The organism is Bacillus sp. FSL K6-3431, assembly GCF_038002605.1.
Taxonomy (GTDB): domain Bacteria; phylum Bacillota; class Bacilli; order Bacillales; family Bacillaceae_C; genus Lederbergia.
Window position 1 is genome coordinate 2,890,643 of sequence record NZ_JBBOCT010000001.1, and the last position, 24,821, is coordinate 2,915,463.

At 37.3% G+C, this 24,821-nt stretch carries 23 protein-coding genes; 8 read left to right on the forward strand and 15 right to left on the reverse strand.

Annotated elements, in window-relative coordinates; genetic code table 11:
* The first annotated feature begins 32 nt into the window (after window positions 1–32).
* The 3 genes from MHB53_RS14215 (at window position 33) to MHB53_RS14225 (ending at window position 2,974) form a co-directional block, all read left to right on the forward strand.
* Window positions 33–1,085 (forward strand): LytTR family transcriptional regulator DNA-binding domain-containing protein, encoded by a 1,053-nt coding sequence (locus MHB53_RS14215; protein WP_340919468.1) that lies wholly within the window; start codon window positions 33–35, stop codon window positions 1,083–1,085.
* Between the two features lie 333 nt (window positions 1,086–1,418).
* Entirely contained in the window at window positions 1,419–2,267 is an 849-nt protein-coding gene (locus MHB53_RS14220; RefSeq protein ID WP_340919471.1) for an ABC transporter ATP-binding protein, read from the forward strand.
* Entirely contained in the window at window positions 2,264–2,974 is a 711-nt protein-coding gene (locus MHB53_RS14225) for an ABC transporter permease (protein WP_340919474.1), read from the forward strand. The genes MHB53_RS14220 and MHB53_RS14225 overlap by 4 nt, the downstream gene beginning before the upstream one ends.
* Before the next feature lie 360 nt (window positions 2,975–3,334).
* On the opposite strand, the gene MHB53_RS14230 is transcribed toward MHB53_RS14225, so the two are convergent.
* From MHB53_RS14230 to rsgA, 6 genes are all read right to left on the reverse strand, one after another.
* Window positions 3,335–4,072 carry an ABC transporter permease gene (locus tag MHB53_RS14230; protein WP_340919475.1) on the reverse strand — a complete coding sequence of 246 codons (738 nt, stop codon included), beginning with the start codon at window positions 4,070–4,072 and terminating at the stop codon, window positions 3,335–3,337.
* Between the two features lies 1 nt (window position 4,073).
* On the reverse strand, window positions 4,074–4,751 hold the full coding sequence (locus tag MHB53_RS14235) for an ABC transporter permease (RefSeq protein WP_340919477.1): 678 nt from the start codon (window positions 4,749–4,751) through the stop codon (window positions 4,074–4,076).
* A complete protein-coding gene (locus MHB53_RS14240) occupies window positions 4,748–5,662 on the reverse strand; it encodes an ABC transporter ATP-binding protein (RefSeq protein ID WP_340919479.1) in 915 nt (304 codons plus the stop codon). The genes MHB53_RS14235 and MHB53_RS14240 overlap by 4 nt, the downstream gene beginning before the upstream one ends.
* Before the next feature lie 99 nt (window positions 5,663–5,761).
* Complete coding sequence (locus MHB53_RS14245; protein ID WP_340919481.1) at window positions 5,762–7,129, reverse strand: cache domain-containing sensor histidine kinase; 1,368 nt, start codon at window positions 7,127–7,129, stop codon at window positions 5,762–5,764.
* Window positions 7,126–7,797, reverse strand: coding sequence for a response regulator transcription factor (locus MHB53_RS14250; protein WP_340919484.1), 672 nt, complete (start codon window positions 7,795–7,797; stop codon window positions 7,126–7,128). Before MHB53_RS14250 ends, MHB53_RS14245 begins: the two co-directional genes overlap by 4 nt.
* A gap of 635 nt (window positions 7,798–8,432) precedes the next feature.
* Window positions 8,433–9,491: a ribosome small subunit-dependent GTPase A gene (rsgA, locus tag MHB53_RS14255; RefSeq protein ID WP_340919487.1), complete on the reverse strand. Its 1,059-nt coding sequence runs from the start codon at window positions 9,489–9,491 to the stop codon at window positions 8,433–8,435.
* 504 nt (window positions 9,492–9,995) lie between these two features.
* On the opposite strand from rsgA, the gene pdxK reads away from it, so the two are divergent.
* Window positions 9,996–10,817: a pyridoxine/pyridoxal/pyridoxamine kinase gene (pdxK, locus tag MHB53_RS14260; RefSeq protein ID WP_340919489.1), complete on the forward strand. Its 822-nt coding sequence runs from the start codon at window positions 9,996–9,998 to the stop codon at window positions 10,815–10,817.
* 233 nt (window positions 10,818–11,050) lie between these two features.
* Here the strand turns inward: pdxK and MHB53_RS14265 are convergent, their stop codons facing one another.
* Window positions 11,051–11,263 carry a hypothetical protein gene (locus MHB53_RS14265; RefSeq protein ID WP_340919492.1) on the reverse strand — a complete coding sequence of 71 codons (213 nt, stop codon included), beginning with the start codon at window positions 11,261–11,263 and terminating at the stop codon, window positions 11,051–11,053.
* Between the two features lie 181 nt (window positions 11,264–11,444).
* Here MHB53_RS14265 and MHB53_RS14270 point away from each other — a divergent pair, with 181 nt between their 5' ends.
* On the forward strand, window positions 11,445–11,792 hold the full coding sequence (locus MHB53_RS14270) for a YojF family protein (protein ID WP_340919495.1): 348 nt from the start codon (window positions 11,445–11,447) through the stop codon (window positions 11,790–11,792).
* 20 nt (window positions 11,793–11,812) lie between these two features.
* Window positions 11,813–12,496 (forward strand): bacillithiol biosynthesis deacetylase BshB2, encoded by a 684-nt coding sequence (bshB2, locus tag MHB53_RS14275; RefSeq protein ID WP_340919499.1) that lies wholly within the window; start codon window positions 11,813–11,815, stop codon window positions 12,494–12,496.
* A gap of 196 nt (window positions 12,497–12,692) precedes the next feature.
* Here bshB2 and MHB53_RS14280 read toward each other — a convergent pair whose 3' ends face one another.
* The 6 genes from MHB53_RS14280 to MHB53_RS14305 form a co-directional block, all read right to left on the reverse strand.
* On the reverse strand, window positions 12,693–13,451 hold the full coding sequence (locus MHB53_RS14280) for a sugar phosphate isomerase/epimerase family protein (RefSeq protein WP_340919502.1): 759 nt from the start codon (window positions 13,449–13,451) through the stop codon (window positions 12,693–12,695).
* A gap of 35 nt (window positions 13,452–13,486) precedes the next feature.
* Complete coding sequence (locus tag MHB53_RS14285) at window positions 13,487–15,880, reverse strand: glycoside hydrolase family 2 TIM barrel-domain containing protein (RefSeq protein WP_340919504.1); 2,394 nt, start codon at window positions 15,878–15,880, stop codon at window positions 13,487–13,489.
* Window positions 15,881–15,907: 27 nt separating this feature from the next.
* Window positions 15,908–17,545, reverse strand: a complete 1,638-nt coding sequence (locus MHB53_RS14290; RefSeq protein ID WP_340919507.1) for a sugar ABC transporter substrate-binding protein — start codon at window positions 17,543–17,545, stop codon at window positions 15,908–15,910.
* Window positions 17,546–17,630: 85 nt separating this feature from the next.
* On the reverse strand, window positions 17,631–18,536 hold the full coding sequence (locus tag MHB53_RS14295; protein ID WP_340919509.1) for a carbohydrate ABC transporter permease: 906 nt from the start codon (window positions 18,534–18,536) through the stop codon (window positions 17,631–17,633).
* A gap of 9 nt (window positions 18,537–18,545) precedes the next feature.
* Window positions 18,546–19,460 (reverse strand): ABC transporter permease, encoded by a 915-nt coding sequence (locus MHB53_RS14300; RefSeq protein ID WP_340919511.1) that lies wholly within the window; start codon window positions 19,458–19,460, stop codon window positions 18,546–18,548.
* A 76-nt stretch (window positions 19,461–19,536) separates the two neighbouring features.
* The gene (locus tag MHB53_RS14305) at window positions 19,537–20,592 is read right to left on the reverse strand and encodes a LacI family DNA-binding transcriptional regulator (protein WP_340924726.1); all 1,056 of its coding nucleotides are present in this window, start codon (window positions 20,590–20,592) and stop codon (window positions 19,537–19,539) included.
* 116 nt (window positions 20,593–20,708) lie between these two features.
* Here MHB53_RS14305 and MHB53_RS14310 point away from each other — a divergent pair, with 116 nt between their 5' ends.
* Window positions 20,709–21,380 carry a YesL family protein gene (locus MHB53_RS14310; RefSeq protein WP_340919513.1) on the forward strand — a complete coding sequence of 224 codons (672 nt, stop codon included), beginning with the start codon at window positions 20,709–20,711 and terminating at the stop codon, window positions 21,378–21,380.
* Between the two features lie 160 nt (window positions 21,381–21,540).
* Here the strand turns inward: MHB53_RS14310 and MHB53_RS14315 are convergent, their stop codons facing one another.
* On the reverse strand, window positions 21,541–23,157 hold the full coding sequence (locus MHB53_RS14315) for an FMN-binding glutamate synthase family protein (protein WP_445661437.1): 1,617 nt from the start codon (window positions 23,155–23,157) through the stop codon (window positions 21,541–21,543).
* 330 nt (window positions 23,158–23,487) lie between these two features.
* Between MHB53_RS14315 and sspL the strand changes: the two genes are divergently transcribed.
* On the forward strand, window positions 23,488–23,646 hold the full coding sequence (gene sspL, locus MHB53_RS14320; RefSeq protein ID WP_340919515.1) for a small, acid-soluble spore protein L: 159 nt from the start codon (window positions 23,488–23,490) through the stop codon (window positions 23,644–23,646).
* A gap of 76 nt (window positions 23,647–23,722) precedes the next feature.
* Here sspL and MHB53_RS14325 read toward each other — a convergent pair whose 3' ends face one another.
* Window positions 23,723–24,586 carry a Cof-type HAD-IIB family hydrolase gene (locus MHB53_RS14325; protein ID WP_340919517.1) on the reverse strand — a complete coding sequence of 288 codons (864 nt, stop codon included), beginning with the start codon at window positions 24,584–24,586 and terminating at the stop codon, window positions 23,723–23,725.
* Window positions 24,587–24,821 lie beyond the last annotated feature (235 nt).

Genomic DNA, 24,821 nt, shown 5'->3' on the forward strand with positions numbered 1-24,821 from the left:
AAGAGAGCAACTCGATAAGGAGAACTAAAGCTATGTTAACGATCATGCAACTAGAAAAAAGAACACAAAATAATATATTGTTTCCACCTATTGATTTAGAAATAAAAAAAGGTGAAACCATTGCGATTCATTGCAACGCCGAATTAGGTAATAAACTGATTCACATCATTATTGGAGATGTTCCTTCATCCGGCGGTGACATTCACCTTCAAAAAACAGCGCTGGATAAGCAGACTTTTTTTCTTCATATTGGTCTTTCCTTGCAAGCGGATGCTTTATATGAACGTTTGAGTCCTCATGCATACTTACATTTTTTCAAAAAATTATATGAGGTCCAGGTGGATGTAGACGAAATACTTGATAGGATTGGATTAACTGATAAGAAAATGATTCGCTCTGAAAAGCTAACATATTCTGAAAAAAAGCGGCTTCATCTCGGACGTACGATTTTACATAACCCTGAATTCATCATGATGGAAGATCCCGCCCAAAACCTTGATATGGAAAGTACAATTATTTTACATAGATTGATTGCTAGCTTAGAAGAACAAGGAAAAGCAATTTTGATCACTACAGGTAATTTAGAAAATGCCGTTTCTTTTACAAATCATGTTTATCGTTTAGATAATTCAGGATTAAAAAAGCTGGAATTAGCTGACGAAGATGAGGAGACGGTTATTGAAGAAGGCGACAAAAATACAAATAAACTTGTCCAGGAAGAGACGGAACTGGAAACGAGTATGCAAATTCGTTTCGATAAAATCCCAGCAAAAGTAGAGGATAAATTAATTTTATTTGACCCTACTGAAATTGACTTTATTGAAAGTAATAGCGGCGTTACAAATTTGCATGTAAAAGGCGAAACATTTCCTTGCACACTTACATTAAATTCGCTACATAATCGATTACAACCATTCGGATTTTTTCGCTGCCATCGTTCATACATTGTCAATTTACAAAAAGTTCGAGAAGTTATTACGTGGACTCGGAATAGCTACAGTCTAATTCTCGATGACCAGAAGAAAAGTTCCATCCCATTATCGAAAGGAAAGCTGGACGAATTAAAAAACATTATTGGCATTTAGGCCACACGATGTGGGTCACATAGACGTTGCAACAGGAGGCCTGCACGAAGTAGGTCACACAGACGTTGCCACAGGACGTGGCGTTCTTAGTCAGTGCTCTTTCAGTCAGTGCTCTTTCAATCCGTTCTTAGTTCTTAGTTATTATTCCTTATTCCTACCGACCATCCTAAGGTGATCTTTCTTTTCTTTGCTCCATTCACCCGGAAATATGCACCACTCAACCTCTGTTATACTCTTTTCAGCGTTGATCTAATGCGGTTTATACGTTTTCGCCATATGATTAAGTCAGAAAACAAAACTACATGCTGAAAACGAGTGAGGGAGTCGATATTGATGGAAAATATTATTGAAGTAAACCAATTGGTGAAATCTTTTAGCAATAAAACAGCATTAAAAAATGTTTCATTTGATGTGAAAAAAGGAGAAATTTTTGGATTTCTTGGACCAAGTGGTTCAGGGAAAACTACTACAATTAAGATTCTAACCTCCCAATTATTACATACGGCAGGCCATGTAAATATGTTCGGTGGACCCCTGTCAAAAAAGAAAACTCCTTCTATTATGCAAAGAATCGGTATCCTAACAGATAATAGTGGATTATATGACAGACTAACGGTATATGACAATCTTTTACTCTATTGCAACCTATACAGAATAACCGAGCAAAGAATTAGCAAAGTGTTGGAACAAGTTAATTTGGCGAGCAAAGCTAAAACTGTCGTCAAAGAACTTTCAAAAGGAATGAAGCAACGTGTCACTCTAGCTCGGGCAATAATCCATAAACCAGATCTACTCTTTTTAGACGAACCAACTTCTGCCCTTGATCCTGTCAATTCTAAACATATACACGAAGGCTTGCGTCAATTAAATAAAGAAGGAACAACTATCTTTCTAACAACGCATGACATGGTTGAAGCAGAAGCCCTATGTGATCGAGTTGCCTTTTTACATAACGGCGAAATCCAGGCGCTCGACACACCGCAAAACTTACGGTTACATTATGCCGATTCAGCAATTACCGTATTATTAAAGGACCGACGGACTGTTTCTATTGATAATAATGAAGCAGGAGCGGAAAAAATCTATCAATTTATTAAAAACGGTGACTTGCTTTCTATCCATTCCAACGAGCCGACATTAGGGGATATTTTCGTGAAATTGACTGGGAGGGTTTTACTATGACATTTTCATTAAAAAGAATGAACGCTATTTTTCAAAAAGATTGGAAAGACCTCTATAAGAATTCATATATTTTATTTACTTTAGCGATGCCATTAGCCTTCGCTGCTTTACTAGGGAGAATAGGTGAAGGTAGTTCCACCTTAAACTCGATGCCAATCACACTCGCGCTTGTCATTGCTGGTGTATTCGTACAAGCGGCAATGATCGCTGAGGAAAAGGAAAAGAATACATTAAGAGGTTTACTACTATCTCCTGCAAGTACAATCGAAATTTTTGTTGGTAAAAGCGCTTTGTCTGCAATCATGACCGTACTCGTGATTATTGGTTCCATTATTCTTAGCGATTATGAGGTAGTAAATATGCCATTATTCGCATTTGTTATTATAATCAATATTGTTTTCTATATATCTGTCGGAACAATCCTTGGGTTACTCTCTCGTACAGTAATGGAAACAAGTATTATCGGCATGCCTGTTATGACTGTGTTTGGATTAGTTCCTATGTTTGCCTCTATGATTGAAAATAAAACTCTCGTAAGAATGATCGACTTTCTTCCAAGTGAGCGCTTCGATGCTATCTGGATCGCCCTTGTTACTGGAAAAAGCTTTGGAGAGGTCGGTGTTCATGTTCTCATTCTTGCTATATGGGCTATCATTGCACTGATTGCCACATTCATTATTTATAGAAAGCAGCAATTTGATAAATAAAAGGCGTTTTATTGCAAAACTATAAAGATTTCTGTAAAAAATGAAATTACATTTAAAAAGCTTTATGCAAGTTTTCTTAGAACGGGAGGTACGAAAAAATTAGGACTAACGCAAAAGCATTTATCCCTATCGTTGCATTATTTTTATTAGCGATTACATTCATATTTGCTTCTACATCCTATTTTAATTATCAGGAAATCCAGTTGGCCAATGAGCGGTGCTTTGAAGTAGGAGGCAATCCCACGGTAGAGAGGGATTCCAATGATTATTCTTTTTCTTGCGAAGATAATTAGCAACTTTTAACATTGTCGCCAAAAAAGAGAGCAAGGTCTTCCACTGAATTTAGACCTTGCTCCTTTCTTAAACTGGTTTTCGATTAAAATAAAGTATGCCTCCGAACATAAAGGCGAGAAAGCTACCCATTACAACATAAAGTAATGTTTCGATCGGAATAAAAAAAAGGTTCTCAACTGCCCCATTACCACCGACTGATAGCATCGTCAAAAACGGCTGCACCCAAGGGTAAAATGGTCCGTATTTCTCAGAATTTGCGACGAGAATATTTGGCATAGTAAAAATCACATTAATAGCAAGTGGTGCTGCAAAGCTTGCCCATGCTGTTGACACCCAGAGCTGTAAAGCCGCAAGTGGTAGACATGCGATCAAACCTACAATAGCAATTTTGCATGCTACAGCAAATGGGAACACCTCACTAATCCCCTTTGCTGAACCAACAATATACCAAGCTGTAATAAATAAGAACTGAGTGATAGCTAGAAAAGTCATTACTATGGTACCTTTTGCCAAATAAACTTGCATCCTGGAAACTGGTAGGGCAAGAAGCTGCTTCCACCCTCCTCCTTGATGTTCATATCGGGACACAAATGCTGAAAATATACCTGTCAATAGCGGTAAAAATAATAATCCATGGACAAATAGCATCGCCGATAGAAGATGAAGCCACGCGAAGCCCTTTATATTAGGGTCAGCATTAAAAAAGCCAATCAGTGCCGCTAGTGCTGGACTAACGAAAAGTAGCAACCATATGTTTGATTTCCGGAACTTTAACCATTCCGATTGTATGATCCTCATAAACATGTTATTTCACATCCCGTTTCATAAAATCAATTGCTCCTAGCAAAAAGAGCAGCATCCCCATCCCGACACCTATTTGCACAAACATGATTGGTTCATATCCCTCAGAAAGTAGCAACGGGATATACATAGATAATAGCGCCAATAATATACCTGTTGTAAGTGGCAAAGACTGATTTTTCATCGTTATCGACAACCAGGTTTGCAATGCAAGAATCGGTAGAGCTGCAAACAGTGGATAAAAACTGTTTTTTGAAATGTCTTTAATTGGGATATCCATCCCGAACTTCAGAATCAAACCAAGAATAATCGTCCCAATCAATACGAGTAAACAGGAAATGGCAAGAAGAAGTAAATTCATTACAAACTTTGAAGTGAAAACTGAGAACTTTGTTACCGGAAGAGCCAGCACTTGTTTCCACGCATTTTGTTGATGCTCTACACTCGCTGTCATCGATGAAATGATGGCGATCCCTAGCATTAGTGTGAGTGGGAGCAGCATATTCACATTGATAAGCAAATCATTCCAAAGATCGTATTCAGGTCTGACAAGCCAGTCGTAACGTAAGCCATAATTGACCCCCTGTAGGCCAATGACACCAAACGGTCCAAGGAATACTAAAAACCAAATCCACTTTCTTTTCAACTTTAATAAGTCCGATTTAAGTATTCGCATGATCATAGGCTTGCTTCCTCTTTGGTCAATTCAAGGAAAATATCTTCGAGCGACATTTTCCGCTCTTCCACACGATGAATCGAAAAGTCTGCCTGAACTAATTCTGCTACCGTTCTAGCAATAAATGGATTATCCTGTTGTTCTAATAGCATTGCACCATTTTCCCATTCTGCTTTTATTCCTCTTGATAACAAGTATTTCCACGCCGCTTCTCCGTCGTTTGTCACAATCCGTATATGACTTTTTGCTCTTTGACGAAGTACATCAATGGAATCCTGAAAAATGAGTGCTCCTTTCGTAATAATGCCAACTTGTGTTGCCATATGGTCGATTTCACTTAATAAATGGCTCGAAACGACGACAGTAATGCCATGTTCTTTAGGCATCTTTTTAATCAACTCTCGTATCTCATGAATGCCGGCTGGATCGAGTCCGTTCGTCGGCTCATCTAAAATTAAAAGTTCCGGATTAGCAAGTAGGGAAGCTGCAATACCAAGCCTTTGCTTCATTCCTAGTGAAAATCCTTTCACTGGTCGATTTGCTTCCTCCGTAAGCCGTACGATATCCAACACTTCTTTAATCCGTGCTTTTGGCACATTCAATATGAGCCGTAAAGCCTCTAGGTTTTCTTTTGCTGTCAAATGACCGTAATAGGATGGCGATTCAACAAGGGAACCGACCTTTCGCAGGATCGCTAGTTTCTCCTTCGTTAGCTCTTTATTGAACATGCGGATTGATCCATGCGTTGGTCTCATTAGACCCAACAGCATCCGGATGGTTGTTGTTTTCCCCGCTCCGTTCGGTCCTAAAAATCCGTAAATTTCACCTTTTTGGATTTCCAAATTCACCCCATTTACTGCCTTGCGTCCTTTAAATCGTTTCGTTAAATTATTTGTCTGTACAATCGTTTCTTTCACTTTATTCACCTCACAACAATCGTATCGCTCCAAGGTTAAATATAGAGGTGGATGGAGTTTAAATTTTGGTTAAAAAAAGAACGAGGTATGAAACCCCGTTCAATTTTCTCCACTTATTTTAATGATTGTGCCGTCTCCATCTGTTTCCATTTCCCAATGCAGGTCCATTTCTTTCAGCATCAGAGAAATAATTGCCATGCCAATGCCCGCCCCTTTATTTTCCGACTCTTGTATAAAACCAGGCCCGTGGTCGATAATAAGCAACTTGAAGCCTTTTTCCGTTACCTCTCCTTTTATTCCGATATATCCTCCCACTTTCGCATGGCGTACTATATTTTGAAACACATTATCTAATACGCGTTCAAGCCAACTTGAATCCATCTGCCATCTGATATCGTCTTTTTCAGGTAAATTAATTTCCATGTCAAACCCTTCTCTTTCAAATGTAGGATACCAAGAAGCAGTAATGGTGCGCACTGCCCGAAAAATATAAAGCGATTCAGGCTTACTCGGATATTTTCCAGTCGAGAGCAATGTGTAGGATAATAAATTATCAATCAACTGTCCCAAATAGGCGATTTTATGATCAATCAATTGCAAGGATACGTGTCCTTGCTTGCTTAATGATTCTTTTTGCAATGTATAGAGATGACCCCTTAATGTTGTAAGCGGCGTTCTCAGATCATGAGATAGATTGGCGATTAACTGTCGGCGTAAGTGTTCTTCCTCTTGTTGAAGACCCCGGCTCTCTTTCAGCTTATCAATCATATTGTTAAAAGATTGTTCCAACTGTCCTATTTCATCCATTTTATTAATTTTGATTTGATTAGGAATGCCATCTGATTCATGTTGATCCATTGTTTTTCCTAATCTCATTAACCTTTTTCTCATTCGGTAAAATAAAAGCCATGATATGAAAATAAACAAAGCGAATAATAAAATCACCCCAGCATAAAAGAGATAATAATATCGATTCATCAAGCTATTTTCAGAGAGATCAAGCTCACTTCTTGGAATTTGAAACACAATAAAGCCTTTGTTGTTGTCTTCGCCAATAAAAGCTACCGAAGTAAATGGATCTCCGTCATAGCTTTTTTTCATAAAATCAACCGTATATGTCGCGCTCCAACTAGAAGGTATATCGTTTCGTTCAGGCAAAGAAAATTCCATATTTCCAACTGGATTAACCCAAAACAAAGACGATTCTGGATAGATTTTCTTTATTTGATCCAATCGTTTTTTTATCTCCTCAGGACTGGCGTTGGTCAATCCTTCCGCTTCTCTATGCCAAATTTTCTCCAGACTAACTCCATTAATTGATGCTGTTTCACTGTCTTTTTCAAATGAATACCAGACAATTGTAAATGTCGGGATAGCAATGGGAATAAATAGTAGCGCCGCAAGGATAAGTAGCAAATATCTTGCTACAAGCGAGTGACGAAATTTTGCAACTATTCCTTGTTTCATAGCCTTATCCGATATCCTAAACCGCGTATTGTTTCAATAATAGTCGGATTTGCTGGATCTTTCTCCACTTTTTCGCGTAAATAACGGATATGCACCATTAATGATTTATCTCCATCTATGTATGATTCTTTCCAAACGCCTTCATATAACTGCTCTTTCGTTAGTATCTGATTGGAATGCCTGAGCAGATACTGAAAAATTTGATGTTGCTTGCCTGTAAGAAATATTTCTTCTTTCTTTTCATGATTTACAATTCTATTTTCTACTGGATAAACTGTTATATGTCCCAACTCGACTTTTTCCGGAATATACCGTTGAGTTCTGCGAAGTAAAACATCAATTCTGGCTAATAGTTCTTCCGGATAAAATGGCTTTGTTAAATAATCATCTGCAAACTCAAGTCCTTGTAACCGATCCTCAACAGATGTGCGCGCTGATAACATTAAGATAGGCAATCCAGGCTCTGCCGTTTTCAATCTTCTTCCTACCGAGAAACCATCTAGTCCTGGGAGCATGACATCTAAAATAACTATATCAACTTCACTTACTTTTTCCACTGCCTTTTCTCCAGAAGCCAACCATAAAACATCATGCCCTTTTTCTTTTAATACATCTATGACCCAATTGCTAATTTCATGATCATCTTCTATATATAATATACTTGCCATATTTCCTCCCACCTTGCTTAATTCTGCCTTTTTTATAGTATATATCAATTTGCCATCTTCCTCAGCTTGTAAAGAGCCCCCTTTTTTATAAAGTTCGTTTAATTCAAACTAAAAAATGTAATGTTTTTAAAGCCTAAATACCCCCATTGATTAGCTAAAGTAGATTTATCCACTACGAGTGACTCATAACTGTGGATGAGTGGACTGTTTTTCAATGGGAGAGGATAATAATCCCCAATGATTGCTCATAACTGTGGATGAATTGGTTTTACTTCACTAAGATAGATAATAATCCCCAACTACGCTCTCATTTCTGTGGATGAATAGATTTTATTTCACTAAGATAGATAGTAATCCCCAACGAGGCAGGTATTACTGTGGATGAGTGGTGTGTAACATCATGCAAGTCTTTAATAACTGTATATTTACCATATATTCATTCAAATGAATAGCTAGGATTACGGCTAAAGCTATGAAATTTAGCTAGTAAATGTGAATCATAATAAGACAAACTTCATAGATTGAATAACTAGTCCAACATCCGTATAGTTCCCGAAATGTCTAATGTATGCCAAAATGAATAAAAAGCTGACAATGAAGCTGTCAGCCTTTTATTCACTATCTTTCTATTTCATTCATTTTTTCCGCTTTTTCTGTCCCATTGTGATCTTTTTCCACTTTTCCTTATCGGCGAGGGCAAGTTGCTTATCTTCTTTTCTATTCAAATAGGCTAATTCTTTTTGCAATTTGAGATAGCTTTCGTATCGATCCGAGTCCAATTTACCTTCATCTATCGCTTCTCCCACAGAACAGCCTGGTTCACCATGATGCTGACAATCTCTAAATTTGCAATGGGATGCTAGCTCTTCAATATCCGAAAATCCTTGGCTTAAACCTGTATCAGCTTCCCAAAGCTGCAACTCCCTCATGCCTGGAGTATCAATTAAAATACCACCTTGATCCAAGACAATAAGTTCGCGATGGGTTGTTGTATGCCTACCTTTATCATCATCTTCTCGAATTTCAGACGTTTTTAACGTTTCTATTCCGGTAAAGGCATTGACTAGTGTTGACTTTCCAACTCCAGATGATCCGAGCAGTGCGACCGTCCTTCCTTCTCCCATATATATAGCCAATGCTTCAAGACCTACTTTCTGCTCTGCACTGACAACATGAATCGGGACTCCGATAGCTACTGCCTCTGTTTCCCTAACCTTTTTATCTACATCATCACATAGATCGGCTTTGCTCAGTACAATGACCGGGTTCGCTCCACTCTCCCAAGTTGTTAATATATAGCGTTCAATTCTTCGAACATTAAAGTCCGAATTCAAAGCTGCTACAATAAAAACCGTATCGACATTCGTAGCAACAATTTGCTCTTCAGTAGTAACACCAGCGACTTTACGTGAGAATTTACTTTTACGCGGTAAAACTTTGTGTATCGTCGCTTTACCTTCTTCTCTCCTCAGCGTCATCAAGACCCAATCACCGACAGCTGGATAATCACCGCGTCCCGCAGCATGAAACCGAAGTTTCCCTGACACTTCAGCAAGAACTTCTCCATCCTCAGCCAAAACTCTATACATGCGTTTATGTTCTAATGCTACTCTTCCCGCTGTGTATCCCTCTTTTATATATATTTTACATTCATTTTCAAAAAAATGATCCCAACCTAATGTTTGTAAATTCATGTCCATCCTCCAATTAACTTTTTGCATGAAGAAAAGCTGCGGCCCCTGCAACAAAAAAATAACCGCCCTCTGCGGTTTTCAATTTGTGTTACAGGCATACTATCCCGTTCACTTATCAAACCATGAGCTACATATTTTTGCCCATGGAAATTGGAGTATTTAAAGAAGCATGAGAACATACTACTGCAAATGAACACCTTTTTCCACGGGCTTGATGAAATTAGTTTTATTGCTGATTACAATTGCCATAATACATTCCTCCCTTGGAACATCTAGTGTTTTTTTACATTTTCATTTTACAGTGTTACCGTTTACATGTAAAGCCTATTTTAACCACATCAAGATTACGCCCTACTACAAAACGCATAAGATTATATCATCATCTATCCGAACTTGTTATAGAAACTGAGTTGCCAACTTTTTTTAAAACCCCTCCCTTTCTTTTATAACAAGATTGTTATATTCTAAAACAAACAACAAAGCGCAAACTGGGAGGAAAGAACAATGACAATGAAAAAAACATTAACGCTTGCTGGATCTGATTCTAGTGGCGGAGCTGGTATACAAGCAGATTTAAAAACTTTTCAAGAAAATGGCGTATATGGAATGACTGCCCTCACTTCCATCGTAACGATGGACCCAGACAATGGCTGGAATCACGGCGTTTTTCCAATTGACGTTAGTATAGTAGAACAGCAATTAAATACAATCCTTTCAGTAGGTGTTGACGCAATGAAGACTGGAATGCTTGGTTCCGTCGATATCATTGAACTCGGCGCAAAAAAGATCGATGAACATCAGCTAAACAATATCGTCATTGACCCTGTCATGGTATGTAAAGGCGAAGACGAAGTACTTCAACCGGAAAATACAGAAGCAATGCGGGAATTGTTAGTACCGCGGGCAACAATCGTTACTCCCAACCTTTTTGAAGCATGGCAACTTGCAAAAACAGGTCCGATTAAAACAATTGACGATATGAAAGAAGCTGCAGCGAAAATTCATGATCTTGGTGCGAAAAATGTCGTTATCAAAGGTGGAATAGGCATAGAACATGATAAAGCAGTTGATCTTTTCTATGACGGAAAAGAATTCACCCTTCTGAAAAATCCTAAGCTTGATACAACATATAATCACGGTGCCGGTTGCACATTCGCAGCTGCCATTACAGCAAATCTCGCTAAAGGCAAATCAGTAAAAGACGCTGTTGCTGCCGCCAAAGAATTCGTGTCAGCTGCAATCGAACACGGCTGGAAGATGAATCAATACGTAGGACCAGTTATGCATGGTGCCTATACACAATTTGTCGGCAGTGCGAGAAACTAATCTTCTCTTGAAAATAATCCAGCCATTGGTGGCTGGATTATTTTTATTTTATTTCTAACATTTAAAATCCATGGCTTGTGGTGTGGGATTAATAATTGGGGTCATTTTTAAAAAGAAAGGATTAACGAAGTTTCATTTTCATGATTTCACGATCATGTTCAGTAATTTTTTGATCAAAATATCTGATGTCTATTTTTGTTACCATTTCGCTTTTGATTACTCTTATATCTTTACTATTGGCATCCACTTTGGATTGTAGTTGATTCCTCTTCATGGTTTATCAACATATCACTCATATAATTTAATAACTCCGTGTGACTTGTCAATATTTCACCCTGATTATTTACCGTAGCTTCAATCTTTTCTAACTTCACTTCCATCTTATCCATTCTAGCTTCCATCTTACTTTCCATCTTGTCCATTCTAACTTCCAGCTTACTTTCCATTTATTTTTTCCAAAATAAGATTTAACATTTCCTCCATCTATGTCCTCTCCTCTCTCATTATTACACTTATATTAACATATCCCAGACCAAATATTACTCCTTGGAAAATCTTATTTTTCGTATTCCATTCATTTTTTTAGTAAAATAAATATATTGCTCCATTAAGAAGGAGGTTTTAATTATGGAAGTTATTGTTATCGAGAAAGTTCAGCATATGATCAATCAATTCGCACGTGAAAATGTGTTTATCCATTTAGAAACAACAAATGGCGCCTACGCTTCACATCAAAATGAATCATTTTTTTCAGCTGGGGCATATATTCGTAATGCCGAGGTTTGCTATGAGCACGGAAAAATTATCGGGGACGGACCATATCGTGCCGGATTAAAGCTTCCCATTGGTTGGATTTATGCGGAAGGCCTTACTCATTTTGAAGTGGATGACTTAGGGAGACTCTTACTTGCCGGTCACGGAAATGATGGAAAATTAGCTGTTGCACTTGAAATTAGTAAAACACCTTTTGAATAAAAGATAGGGAGCTGACACCAATGGAAAAAGAGCGCCGCGTACTAGTTGTGTTTCCCCACCCTGATGATGAGGCTTTTGGGGTGTCAGGAACGATTGCTACTTATATCAAACAAGGAACTCCTGTTACATATGCCTGCTTGACGCTTGGGGAAATGGGGAGAAACCTTGGTAATCCGCCCTTTGCAACGAGAGAATCGCTGCCAAAAATTCGTAAAGCAGAACTTGAAGCAGCTGTAAAAGCAATGGGACTAACCGATTTACGTATGATGGGATATCGAGATAAAACACTTGAATTTGAAAATGATGAAAAGCTTGCGAATATGGTATTTCAATTAATTGATGAGCTAAATCCTTCACTCGTCATCTCTTTTTATCCAGGATATTCTGTTCATCCTGATCACGAAGCAACAGCAAGAGCAGTCGTCCGTGCTGTTCGCAGGCTACCAAAAGATAGTCGTCCAAAACTGCACTGCGTTGCTTTTTCAAATAATCATGAAGCGGAAATCGGACCAGCTGACATTGTTTATGACGTGAGCGATGCTTGGGAACAGAAATTTAATACATTAAAAGCACATATTTCTCAAACTGCTTGGATGCTTATTGAGTTAGAAGAACATATATCAGAAAAAAATCCAGATTTAATTGCTCGTTGGCAAAAAGAGCGTTTTTGGACATATGATTGGGAAAAAGATAAAGTTTTATAAGAAAACCTGAGGAAATTAACTTCTTTCCTCAGGTTTTTTTATCAATTTGACTCTTTTTTTCAGAAAAACATTTGGATTCGCTCTTTGAATTAATTGCACAAGTTTGATACTTAATTGCGCCACTCAATGTTAATTGCACCACTAGATAAAGACAGAAAAAACAGCCAGACTTACCAGGCTGTTTTCTTCGTTCCACTTATTTATTTGCAAGACCCTTTAAATAGTTAATACTTATTTCAATGCTTTCAAACGGAGTACGACGTGTCGCGTCCTGTTCAACAACAAACCATGCTACTCCGATTTCTTTTCCAATTTCTAATACTGCTTCAATATCAACGCCGCCCGTTCCAAGCTCCGCGAAAAATTGCTCTTCATCTAATGTCATATCTTTTAGGTGAATAAGTGGTGTACGATCTTGGTAGCGTTTAATCCACTCAACTGGATTTTCCCCAGCTTTTGTCAACCAGTATACATCTGGCTCCGCTTGCACATTATTTGCACTTGTATCATTAAAAATGGCTTCAAGAGCTGTTCTACCATCAGATAAACGCTCTAATTCAAAATCATGGTTATGATAGCAAAGTGTAATACCTTCTTGACGGCATGTTTCACCCGCTTCTTCTAAAAATGGAATAAGTGCTTGATAATCTTCTTCGCTTCGTTGATCTGGTAGTAAATATGGACAAACGATATACTCGCTTCCTAATACTTTCTGATCATCAATAACTCTAGTTAAATCGTTTTTCAAATCGTCCAATGGAACATGACTGGATGCCGCTTTAAGACCAAGTTCATCTAATAATGCTCTCACTTCTGTTACTGGTAAACCGCCATAGCCTGCAAATTCCACGCCATCAAAGCCAAGTTCTGCGACTTTTTTCAATGTACCTGCAAAATCTTTCTCACTTTCTTCACGTAAAGTAAACATCTGAACCGCTACTGGAATCGTTCTCATTTTTCTCCCTCTTCTCTATATTTATAATTAAAAGTTTATCTACATGTCATTGTACATGTTACCTCAATAAATTCCAATTCTCTACTCTTTTCATAGCTAATCTTAACGGAAGTTGCTTCACTAAGAATGAATGGATCCAATTTCCATAATGGTATACACACTTCAAAATTCGTATTCTTTTGTATATCAAACGTTTTATATGAAGTACTATTTCTTTTCTTATCTGAAATATGTACAGTCACTCCATCCGATGTGTCCGGATCTATTACTCTCATACTTAAGTAGTTAAATTTCTTCATATTTATCGGTTCTTCAAAAATTAATTCTATCATTCCTTCTGAAACCTTTTTCGATTTGATCTTTATCTTTTCTGTCATATCGGCAGAAGTATACTTTCCAATGCCATTTGTTTCTCCCATTAAACGGCGATGGTCTTGAACAAATAGATCATACAATGGTTTTGTCGTTTGACGGTCCATATGATACATCCCCATCGTTTGATAAAATTGGTTATGATTCACATACCAATCAAATACGGTCCAGTAATCAATTGCCGCAACATAACCATGCTCATTTATCATTCCTTGTGGTGTTACAGTTGCTTTTTCAATTAGAGCTAATTGAACATCCTCATAAATTTCCACTTGCTTTTGTATGTAACTCTTATCTGCATTACTCCATATGCCATATTCCGTATTTATAATCGGTTTATTTGGCCATCTTTGATGTGCCTTTTCTATAAAATCTCTTGTTCCTTCATAAGGTGTACTTCCATGGAAGACTCCGAAGTACATTGTCCACCCAGCAACATCCAATGGTTCCATCGATTCATCGTCGAACCCAGGTTGGTCAGCGGCAGCACTTTGGGTAATCAATCTACCATCATGATAAGTATTTCTCACTTCATTTACTAATCGTTCATTATATTTTTTTCGAAGCTTTACATCCTTTGATTCATTTTGGGTGCTCCACATTACGATAGATGGTCTATTAAAATTAGAGAAGATCATTTCTCGCCACATCTGATAGGAGATTTCCCTTTTTTCTTGTACTTCATAATGAGTGGTCTCAAATTGCCATAAAGGTATTTCGCTCATCGCTGTTAATCCTAATCGATCCAACATAATAAACGTATAAATATGATTTGGATAATGCGCCGTTCTAACCATATTAACAGATAAATCTGCTATTTGAAGGAAGTCACTTTTTATTCTTTCCCAAGAAGCCGTTCGCCCATAATCGGGCCATTCTTCATGTCTGGCAACCCCTGCTAAAAAAATTGGTTCTTCATTCAAGCATATATGTGCATTTTCCGTCTTAACGGTCCTAATACCAAATTGAGTATAGAAAGAATCAGTTTCAAAATCCTCATCCATAAGTAACATTTCCAACACATATAAATGTGGTTCCCTAATGCTCCAAAGATCCGGATTATTTACAACTACCTGATAAGTGACGGTCCTCGTTTCATTTGGAGATAATTCCAGAGTTCCTTCAGCAACACCTTCTACATCAGCCTTCTGCGTACAAATACATTTTGCATACGGATGTAACAACCAATTTTCACTCGTATAATCCGTTTCATATATGCTGCCTTTTAGTGACACAACTTTGGAGTAATTTGTGCGATTTTCAACTACTATTGTTATATCCACATCGCCTTTTGTATTCTTAGGAACGACATCAGCCCTTGCCACATGAACTCCGTAAGTAGCTTCCAAGAAAATATCTTGGAGAATTCCCGTGTAATTGAAAAAGTCATTATTTACTGCGGGCACTGTATCATATCTTGTCGTCCATGGCGGATTATCTACCCGGACTACAATCGTATTTTCACCTTTATGTATGAATGAAGTAACATCAAAAGCAAAAGGAGTGTATCCACCTTCATGGTAGCCTATATAGCTTCCATTGATCCAAAAGTCGCCTATATAGGATAAGCCTAAACACTTTAATGTGACTACTTTTTCATCCCATTTTTCGTCAAGGACGAAATTTCTTCTATACCAAACACCATCTTCATACGTTTCAGCACCATTTATTTCTTCTTTACCCGTCAGTTTGTTTTCTGGTAAAGGAATAGTATGATCTTCCCAGCTACTATCATCGAATGCAGCAGAAACAATTCCCCCTGCATGGTTTTCAGTTGCAGTAATCCAGTTTGCATCACGGATCATCATGGACCAATCATGATCCGCTTCAAATCTTTGTTTTTTCCATATTCCTGCAAGTGATGTCATTAGTCGATTTTGCGGCTCGAACGATGGATATGGAATCCCACTTTGAAAGGGAATAGATCCGCCATCCTTATTTTTCAATTGAAAAGTAGATTGTAAGCTTCCCGTCAATGAATCTATTTGTTGTTCATGTTTGTTTGTCATTTGTGCACCAACCTGACTTGAATGATGTGATGGAAGAGGACTAATCATATAGTCCACTTCCCCTTTTATTCCTTATTAATAACCAAGTTTTTTTGCATTTTCTTGCATTTTTTCGTTTCTTATCTCTACGATAGAATCAAATTTATTTTCGTCTAAGAATTTCTGATAATCTGCAATTACCTTTTCAAAACTCGCAGAATCTTTTGCTCTTAATACAGTTGCAAGCGTTGTAGCCCAAGTTGAGTTAATATTCGTTAAGCTACGCGCTTCAGAAGTTCCTTGATCTGGATCTATATTTTCCGTAATAAATTGCGGCTTTAATTTTCCTTCCGCCCACTCCATCATTTGAGAAATCGATTCGTTTGGTTCCACCACACCATTTTTGAGAGAAAAGCTATCATGCCCGAAGAACCAAAATTCTCCTATACGATATTTTTCCTTGAATTCATCTGGATTTTCATTTCTTAATGCTAGAACATCTGGCTTAAGTTCAGCCTTTCCATCCTCATTAAAATCAAATGTTTCTCCTTCGACACCGTATGATGTCAAATACTGACCATCATCACTTAGTAAATAAGTGAATAATTGCATTGCTTTTTGAGGATCCTTCGCATTTTTTGTAATATAAGTGACTGACCATCCTGAAATACCTGTTTGACTTAAGGTCGGGTCATTTCCTCCACTGTGCTTTGGCCCATCAATCGCAATATATTTTTGTGCAGGCTCTTTAGCTGTGTTTTTTTGCAGCGTACTAGATAACTGTGGTGTACCACTGACGAGCACCGTAGCATATTTACCACTTGCGACCTTTTCTTCAAAAATAGTGTTGTCATCAGAGAAGTTATCTTCACTGATAAAGCCACTTTTATATGCTTCATTAAACGTTTCTATCCAACTTAAATATTCTTCATCAAAGTTTCTATCGTACCATTTACCATCTTCTGTCGTAATCGGAATACCGAGATGATTTTGGAGCGTAGCACTTAAAGAACTTGCATTACCTTCAGATGTAAATCCTCTAAAGCCGAATGGAATAACATCTGGGAATTGCTTTTTAATTTTCTCCATAGCTGACAGAAATTCTTCTTGAGTTGACATACTTGGTTTGCCGATCGCTTCATAAATATCATTTCTAATTACAAATGCGTCGCCACCATTTACAAAGTCATTTTTATAATCATCATCTGTATTGGAAAAGCTTGGGTAACCATACGTATTCCCGTCAGCTAGTTGGTACCAATTAAAAGTTTGTTCTTTATATACATTATAAAAATAAGGGTCATATTTATCCGCAAGTTCATTTAAAGGAAGTGCCCATGTATCGGCTTTTAGTGCTGGGGATGTATTTCCGCCAAAAATCGTAATAATATCTGGCATGTCACCACCTGCAAAATACGTATTTAACTTTGCATCATCACCTGTTAAAAATTTGATGTCTAATTTAAGATCTTCTTTGAGCTTTTTTGTGATCGTATCATTACCATAATCTGTGTTAAACCATTCTGCGTTCACGTACCACTTTAGTTCGGTATTTTCTTTTGTGTCTGTTTTCCAAGCGGGAGAGTTCTCGTCAATCGTATATCTAGCTTCTTCTAATCCTTTTCCTCCAGTTTTAGAGCTACCATCTTTACCTGCACACCCTGCTAACAATAGAGAAAAAGCTACTAAAAAAACCATGCTTTTAGATATTACTGATTGGAATTTATTCTTCATCATTTTTCCTCCTTTAAGGGAATATTGCTCCAAAGTGTGACAATTTTATAATAATCACCTTCGTAGCCATTGTCTGTTTCGTTTATTACTCCTTAACAGCACCAATCATCATGCCTGATATGAAATATCTTTGTAAAAACGGATACACTAACACAATAGGAACAGTAGCAATTACAATAGTCGCTAGTTGAATGGACTGTGATGATGTAGGTATGACAACAGAATTAACACTTTGGATTGTTGCCGCCTGTTGCTGAACAATAATTTCATATAATTTCATTTGGATCGGATATAAGGCTTCATTACTTATATAAATTTTGGCAGTGATATAATCATTCCATTGAAAGACGCCGTTAAATAACGCAATCGTCGCTAATACTGGCATAGATAGCGGGAGAATAATTCGTAAAAATATTGTCCATACTCCCGCGCCGTCCATTTTCGCAGATTCTTCTAGCGAGTCAGGTATCTCACGGAAAAAGTTCATCATAATGATCATGTCATAATAACTGAACAGCGATGGGATAATATATACCCAGAAGTTGTCCAATAATCCTAGAGACCTCATTAATAAATAAGTTGGGATCATTCCCCCACTAAAAAACATGGTTCCGATTCCTAGAGCAGTATATATATTTCTTCCAAATAAATTATTTTTGCTCATTCCATATGCAACCATTGCGGTAAAAAACACATGGGTGAGTACACCAATTACTGTCTTTAGGACCGAGATGATGAATGCATTCCATATGGAAGCATCATTAAAAACCAATTTATAACTCTCCAACGAAAACTGCTCTGGCCATATTCTTGTGCCAGCATTTGAGAGCGTATCTGGACTACTAAAGGATTGTACGACAATATTCCAAATTGGATAAATAATAATCAGCGTAAACACACTTAAAATGAAAATATTCACTGTATTAAAAATTCTATTTTCTTTTATCGGCTTACTTTTAGCAATAACTGCCCTTTTAGTAACAGCTTCCATAGCGACCTCCTAAAAGATAGATCTATCATTAAATTTTTTAGTAAGCTTGTTTGTGATAAGCACAAGAATTAGCGAAATAATGGATATCCCTAAGCCAACTGCTGTTGCATAAGAGAAATCTCCTTGTGACAAACCAATTTTGTAAACATATGAATTGATCACTTCGGCTTTAGATGTATTTAAAGGATTCATTAGTACTAATGTTTGATCTAAATTGGAACCTAGAATACCTCCGACTGCCAAAATAAACATCAAGGAAATAATAAATTTCATTAATGGCAATGTGATATGCCAAATTTGTTGTAGCTTTGTAGCCCCGTCAATTTTGGCCGCTTCATAATAAGTTGGATCGATTCCTGCCATTGTTGCTAAATATATAATCGTGCCCCATCCTACTCCCTTCCACACGTCCGAAAGTACAGCTATCATCCAATAACTTTCGGCCTCAACTAAAAAGTTTCGAGGGCTGTCCAAGATACCAACGGTCATTAATACATTATTTAGGATTCCTGTTGTGGAAAGCCAGCTGATCAGCATCCCACCGACGACGATCCATGAGAGAAAATGTGGCAAATATGAAATAGTTTGAACGGTCCTCTTAAACCATCCATCTCTCATTTCAAAAATCATAATCGATAATATGATTGGCGCCGTAAATCCAATCAATAGTTTTAAAAAGCTAATTGCCAATGTGTTCACTACAGAGTCCCAAAAAAACTTGTCACCAAAGGCGATTTTAAAATTATCCCATCCTACCCATTGCGCTGAATCGATGGTATCCGTTACCGAAAAACTTTTAAATGCGATCGTTAATCCATAAATCGGTATGTATGCGAAAACAATCATAAAAATAATTCCTGGCAGAACCATCATCTGTAATGGGAGCTGTTTCTTAAACTCTTTTTTAAATGACCCATTCCTCATCGCAGTACCTCCTTTTTTAATAATAAAAACGTTTTTATTTTAGGCGAAACGCTTTCATTAAGAAGTTGAAAAGGATTCACTTCTTTAAAACGTTTTTATTAATCGTACATGAATTTCTAACTACGAGATTACCTTCTAGCTTATCAAGTTGTCCCTTCCCATTATCTTGTATAATACTTAATAATCTATCCACAGCTAGGATTCCTTGCCTCGCAATTGGATTATTCACTGTAGTGATGGAGGGATTAAAATATTCGCTAATTTCTATATCGTCAAAGCCAATGACACTAATATCTTCCGGTATCAAATAACCTTCCGAGTGTAAAGCTTTTATGCAGCCTATTGCACTTGAGTCATTTGCTGCAAAAAAGGCATCTGGTAAATCCTTATTACTATTAACAAAAGCTTTTACAGCATTATAGCTTGCTTCTTCTTCAAATGCCCCGAGAAGAAGATGATCCGCTGAAAATTCTAAGCCGGCATTTTTCAATGTATCTTGAAATCCTTGAAACCTTTCTACATCATCATATAAATGATCAAAACCTTTAATATAACCAATTTTCTTATGACCAAGATTGATGAGATATCGAGCAACAATTTGTCCGCCTTTATATGAATCAAAAACGACACTTGATATTGTTTTGCTTACTTTTTCCCTATCTAAAAATACAATCGGAATCTTTGCCTTTTCCAGTAATTCCTCATGCTTTTCTGAAATAGATTCATTTGAGATAATCGCCCCATCTACTCTTCTACCTAAAATATTGCTAAGTGCATTTCGATCATTCTTTGTAATAAATACATTCAATTCATAGCCATTTTTATCACACTCTTTATAGATTGCATCGGTGAGTGTACCAAAATAGGGACCTTTCATACTTGTAATAAAAAGACCAAGAACTTTCGTACTGTTTGATTTTAAATTTTTCCCGTTTAAATTTGGAATATAACTCATTTGTTTTGCCACATTGAGTATATGTTCTCTCGTATCAGGATGAAGCACATCAACGCCATTTAAAGCATTTGAAACGGTAGAAATCGAAACACCCGCTTCTCTTGCGACATCTTTTATGGTAACTTTATTATTAATTGTAATCTCCTTCCTTTGTATAAAAACGTTTTTATTTTCTATTTTTCATAAGAATACCATTACACCAATTTACTGTCAATATCTTTCTGTTCTAAGTAATCAATTTACTTATTTTCTAATATGATCAAAAATAAATGAATTACTCCGGAGGTTTTTGTATGGAAACAAGTGGACTCATCTATGGATTGTATCGCTTTTGTGTGTGGACAATGAAATTATTCGCTACAAATATATTATGGTTGCTATTTAATATACCGATCGCTTATTTAAGTTTTAATTTGATATTATCTAAAACACCACAACATCTACAAATAAATTTTATAACACTCGCTGCGTTGGCGCCGTTTATTTTCTTTCCAGCTACAACCGCTCTGTTTGGTGTCATCAGAAAATGGGTGACAGGAGAAAGCGATATCCCTTTGGTACGCTCCTTTGTAAAATATTATAAGGATAACTATATAAGAAGTATGACAATAGGATTCATTATTGTACCGCTTTGGGGCGTTCTCATCGTTGATTACTTTTATTTTTCTAATGCAAATTCACCATTATTTTACGTCTTTTTGCTGATTGGAATGTTTATGTTTGTATTTACGTTCCACCTGTTTTCCAATACAGTGCATGTTCATTTAAAATATTTTAACGCATTCAAAAATTCCATGTTGCTTACAATAGGTCGGCCGGTTCATACGATTGGAATTGCCGTGGCAAATGCAGGTATTCTTTATGTATGCTTTAACGTATTTCCACCCCTCATTCTACTAGGTATGGGAACACTAATAGCATTTACCTCATTTTATCTCTATTATAAAAGTCATAGTTATGACTAAATTTACATACTTATCAAAGATATATAATTAAGTCCGTAATAGGTCACTATTAGCATTTTATCATAGACTATAAGTTAAACATTATTGTTGGAGGCTCATTTATGAGAAACATAGACTTCCCATAAATGAGTCAACAGTATCATACGGCGTAGCCTTTCTATCAACTATCCTTCTCTGCTAATTCAGGTGGTAATATAAGCATGCTTTTCTTAAATTCATGCCCCGTCATAAGCTGACCTGAAGGTGTTCTGTACATGAGATGTTCTTCGGATAGCTCTGTCGGAGATGCCACGCCCGCTGCGGCAGCAAGGATGAACAATCCCTCTCGTAGTGAAATGACATAATTGGCAACTCGGTACATCTTTTCCTCTACAACAAGTGCTTTTTCCCGTTTTGGATCCGTTGTAGCTACTCCAACTGGGCATGTATTATTATGACAAACCTGCGCCATTATACATCCAACTGAAATCATCATGCCGCGGGCAGTGTTTACAAGATCTGCTCCAAGACAAAGTGCATAAGCAATCTTATCAGGTGTAACTAACTTTCCAGCTGCGATAATTTTCAACCTATCTCTAATTCCATACTTTTTCAACATTTCATCAAGTAAAGGTAAAGCGGAGAATAACGGCAAACCGGCTGCATCAGATAACTCCTGAAATGTCGCTCCTGTCCCACCCTCCGCTCCATCCACTGTAATAAAATCCGGGACTTTATCAAGCTCAGCCATTTCGTGTACAAATTGCTCTACTTCCGCTTTTGATCCTGCAACGATTTTTACTCCAACCGGTCTTCCGCCAACCTCTCTTAGTTCCTCCACAAAATGCATTAATGATTTCGTATTATTAAACTCTCGAAATCTATTCGGGCTATCAACTGTTTTCCACGGGGTTACATTACGGATCTCGGCAATTTCCGGAGTGACCTTTTCTCCAAGCACGTGTCCACCCCTTGTTTTCGCCCCTTGTGCAAGCTTCAATTCAAACGCTTTCACTTGCACCATTTCACTCTTTTTCTTAAACTGTTCCCATGAAAATTGGCCGTCTTCCGTCCGCACACCAAATAATCCCGGTCCAATTTGCATAATGATATCTACATTTCCACGTAAATGATGTTTGGAAATCCCGCCTTCTCCTGTATTCATCCATGTTCCACCTGCAAGTCCAAGTCCTTTTGACAGAGCAGAAACAGCATTCATTCCAAGCGATCCATAACTCATTGCAGATTGGCCAACCAGCCCTTTTACTTTGAACGGCTCCCTACAGGTATTCCTACCAAGGATCACTGCATCTTCCTCAGACAAAAGCTGCGGCTCGACAACCCGATCTTCTCGATGTTCTTTTCTGTTAAAAAGTCCCTCATGGTCAATTTCATATAGTTTTGTTTCCACCTTCGGTTCTTTGCCTATTCGTAGCTCCTCATGTAATAGAGGGAACATGGCATTACGTATGTAAAATCCCGGTTTTTCAAAGTCTCGTTCCGACCCAAAGGAGTGAATCCGATCATTATATTTTCCAGCTTTGACAACATTTTCGTATTGATGCCGCGAAAAAGGCTTCCCTTCACGATTATTAGTGAATAAGTATTGGCGTAATTCTGGTCCAATATTCTCCATCAAATAACGGATATTGCCTAACAGTGGATAATTCCTTAACACCGAATGCTCTTTCTGACGACCATCCAACACATAGATCCAAATGAAAAAAATAACTGGAATAAAAGTAATCAAACCAATCAAAATAATCATCATAATTGCAAATACCTCAGTCATATCCATATGTTTCACCTACCATTTCCCTTTTCTTTTCCTTTAGACATAAATTGTGGAATTCAAACATTTTTCAAACTAACTAAAAAGGTTAATTAGTCAACTATCCACGATGTATCTGTACCACAGGTACCATTTCAGTGAGGGCAAGGGGTTTCCGCGTTCATTTAAGGCTCTGTTCTTTTAAAGATATTATTAATATATTTATCTATACTGAATTACTAAAAAACGGAACTATATTCATTTTAAAATTTGAAGTAAGGAGTGTATTTATTCCGTTTGGAAATACTACAATCTGAGTTAAATCAATTAAAGGGGTTTGAAAGGGAGGTGGCAAAGATGGGAAAAAGCAAAAAAAATACTAGAGGAAAAGAAAGTTCTAGCAATAGGGGTAAGAAAGCTCCTAGTGTAACTCCTCAAGGTTATGGAGACACAGAATTCGCTGAAGAGCCAAAGTCCAAGCTAGAAAATGCAGCAAAAAAGAAAAATACTAAATAGATGTATTATATTACGTTCGCTAAAATAAACCTAGCCGCACTCCAATAGGGACGGCTAGGTTTGTGTTTTTGTACTATTATTTTTCCTCTAGTGCTCTCATGATAGCTTGAGCAACTCCGTCTTCATCATTCGTTGCTGTTACATATTTACTTGCATCTTTGATTGGTTGTTCAGCATTACCCATCGCAACGGAAAGTCCCGCGATTTTCAACATCGATAAGTCATTGTAATTGTCACCTAATGCCATCGTATCTGCAAGAGAGATGCCCTGTGCTTCCGTATATCTCTTTAATGCATTACCTTTTTTAGCGTCGTAATGCATGATTTCAAGGTTATTACGGCCTGAAGAAGTTACTTCAATTCCATCAATGGCTTCTAAACGTTTGCTTACTTCCATCAACAATTCTTCATCCATGGAAAAAGCAAGAAATTTATATACATGGCAATCTGCCGCTTCAAAAACGGAATTATAGTCATCAATCACTTCTATTAGCCTTTGTTCAAAGCGCTCATTAGCTGAAGATCTGATCTCATCTACATCTTGGGAAGGATTTGCTGTGTGGTAAATATCCACAATTGCTTGGATACCTTTTTCACGGTCTGTTGTATATGTTCCGCCTTGAGTATATAGCTCAAAGTACATATTAACTTCTTTAAAGACCTTCGTAACCGATTCTGATACAGGGCCGTCCAATCCAACTGAAAATTGTACATTTCCATTTTCATCACGAATTTCTCCGCCGTTTACACAAATTGCAGGACACTTTAATCCCGCTTGATCAAGCACGAAGCGAACTTCATTATATGCTCTCCCAGTTGCAACAAGGAAATCGACTCCTCTTTCCTGTGCAGCTTTAATAGCCTCAATCGTAACTTCACTTACTTGTTGGTTCGCATTCAATAATGTCCCGTCCATATCTGATGCAATACATTTAATCAATTTATTTTAGCTCCTTCTATTTCGGATATCGCCCACACATATTTATAAATAAGTCTAACTGAAAAAACGCCTTATTGCAAAGAAACGAATTATTTAAGGGGTTTGAATGATTTGCATTTGGGTATAAATGACTATAACTGAAAATGGGTATCGACATCACTTTCGGTTCATAAACTTGTGTGCTTTAATAGTAGTCATACTTAAAAATAAAAGAAGTATTTGGTTGGAAGGGGTT

What these genes read in the sequence shown, in the direction of transcription:
- MHB53_RS14215 (WP_340919468.1), top strand. Translation starts at nt 33, where the DNA reads ATGTTAACGATCATGCAACTAGAAAAAAGAACACAAAATAATATATTG.
- MHB53_RS14220 (WP_340919471.1), top strand. Translation starts at nt 1,419, where the DNA reads ATGGAAAATATTATTGAAGTAAACCAATTGGTGAAATCTTTTAGCAAT.
- MHB53_RS14225 (WP_340919474.1), top strand. Translation starts at nt 2,264, where the DNA reads ATGACATTTTCATTAAAAAGAATGAACGCTATTTTTCAAAAAGATTGG.
- MHB53_RS14230 (WP_340919475.1), bottom strand. Translation starts at nt 4,072, where the DNA reads ATGTTTATGAGGATCATACAATCGGAATGGTTAAAGTTCCGGAAATCA.
- MHB53_RS14235 (WP_340919477.1), bottom strand. Translation starts at nt 4,751, where the DNA reads ATGATCATGCGAATACTTAAATCGGACTTATTAAAGTTGAAAAGAAAG.
- MHB53_RS14245 (WP_340919481.1), bottom strand. Translation starts at nt 7,129, where the DNA reads ATGAAACAAGGAATAGTTGCAAAATTTCGTCACTCGCTTGTAGCAAGA.
- MHB53_RS14250 (WP_340919484.1), bottom strand. Translation starts at nt 7,797, where the DNA reads ATGGCAAGTATATTATATATAGAAGATGATCATGAAATTAGCAATTGG.
- rsgA (WP_340919487.1), bottom strand. Translation starts at nt 9,491, where the DNA reads ATGAATTTACAAACATTAGGTTGGGATCATTTTTTTGAAAATGAATGT.
- pdxK (WP_340919489.1), top strand. Translation starts at nt 9,996, where the DNA reads ATGACAATGAAAAAAACATTAACGCTTGCTGGATCTGATTCTAGTGGC.
- MHB53_RS14265 (WP_340919492.1), bottom strand. Translation starts at nt 11,263, where the DNA reads ATGGAAAGTAAGCTGGAAGTTAGAATGGACAAGATGGAAAGTAAGATG.
- MHB53_RS14270 (WP_340919495.1), top strand. Translation starts at nt 11,445, where the DNA reads ATGGAAGTTATTGTTATCGAGAAAGTTCAGCATATGATCAATCAATTC.
- bshB2 (WP_340919499.1), top strand. Translation starts at nt 11,813, where the DNA reads ATGGAAAAAGAGCGCCGCGTACTAGTTGTGTTTCCCCACCCTGATGAT.
- MHB53_RS14280 (WP_340919502.1), bottom strand. Translation starts at nt 13,451, where the DNA reads ATGAGAACGATTCCAGTAGCGGTTCAGATGTTTACTTTACGTGAAGAA.
- MHB53_RS14285 (WP_340919504.1), bottom strand. Translation starts at nt 15,880, where the DNA reads ATGATTAGTCCTCTTCCATCACATCATTCAAGTCAGGTTGGTGCACAA.
- MHB53_RS14290 (WP_340919507.1), bottom strand. Translation starts at nt 17,545, where the DNA reads ATGAAGAATAAATTCCAATCAGTAATATCTAAAAGCATGGTTTTTTTA.
- MHB53_RS14295 (WP_340919509.1), bottom strand. Translation starts at nt 18,536, where the DNA reads ATGGAAGCTGTTACTAAAAGGGCAGTTATTGCTAAAAGTAAGCCGATA.
- MHB53_RS14300 (WP_340919511.1), bottom strand. Translation starts at nt 19,460, where the DNA reads ATGAGGAATGGGTCATTTAAAAAAGAGTTTAAGAAACAGCTCCCATTA.
- MHB53_RS14310 (WP_340919513.1), top strand. Translation starts at nt 20,709, where the DNA reads ATGGAAACAAGTGGACTCATCTATGGATTGTATCGCTTTTGTGTGTGG.
- MHB53_RS14315 (WP_445661437.1), bottom strand. Translation starts at nt 23,157, where the DNA reads ATGGATATGACTGAGGTATTTGCAATTATGATGATTATTTTGATTGGT.
- sspL (WP_340919515.1), top strand. Translation starts at nt 23,488, where the DNA reads ATGGGAAAAAGCAAAAAAAATACTAGAGGAAAAGAAAGTTCTAGCAAT.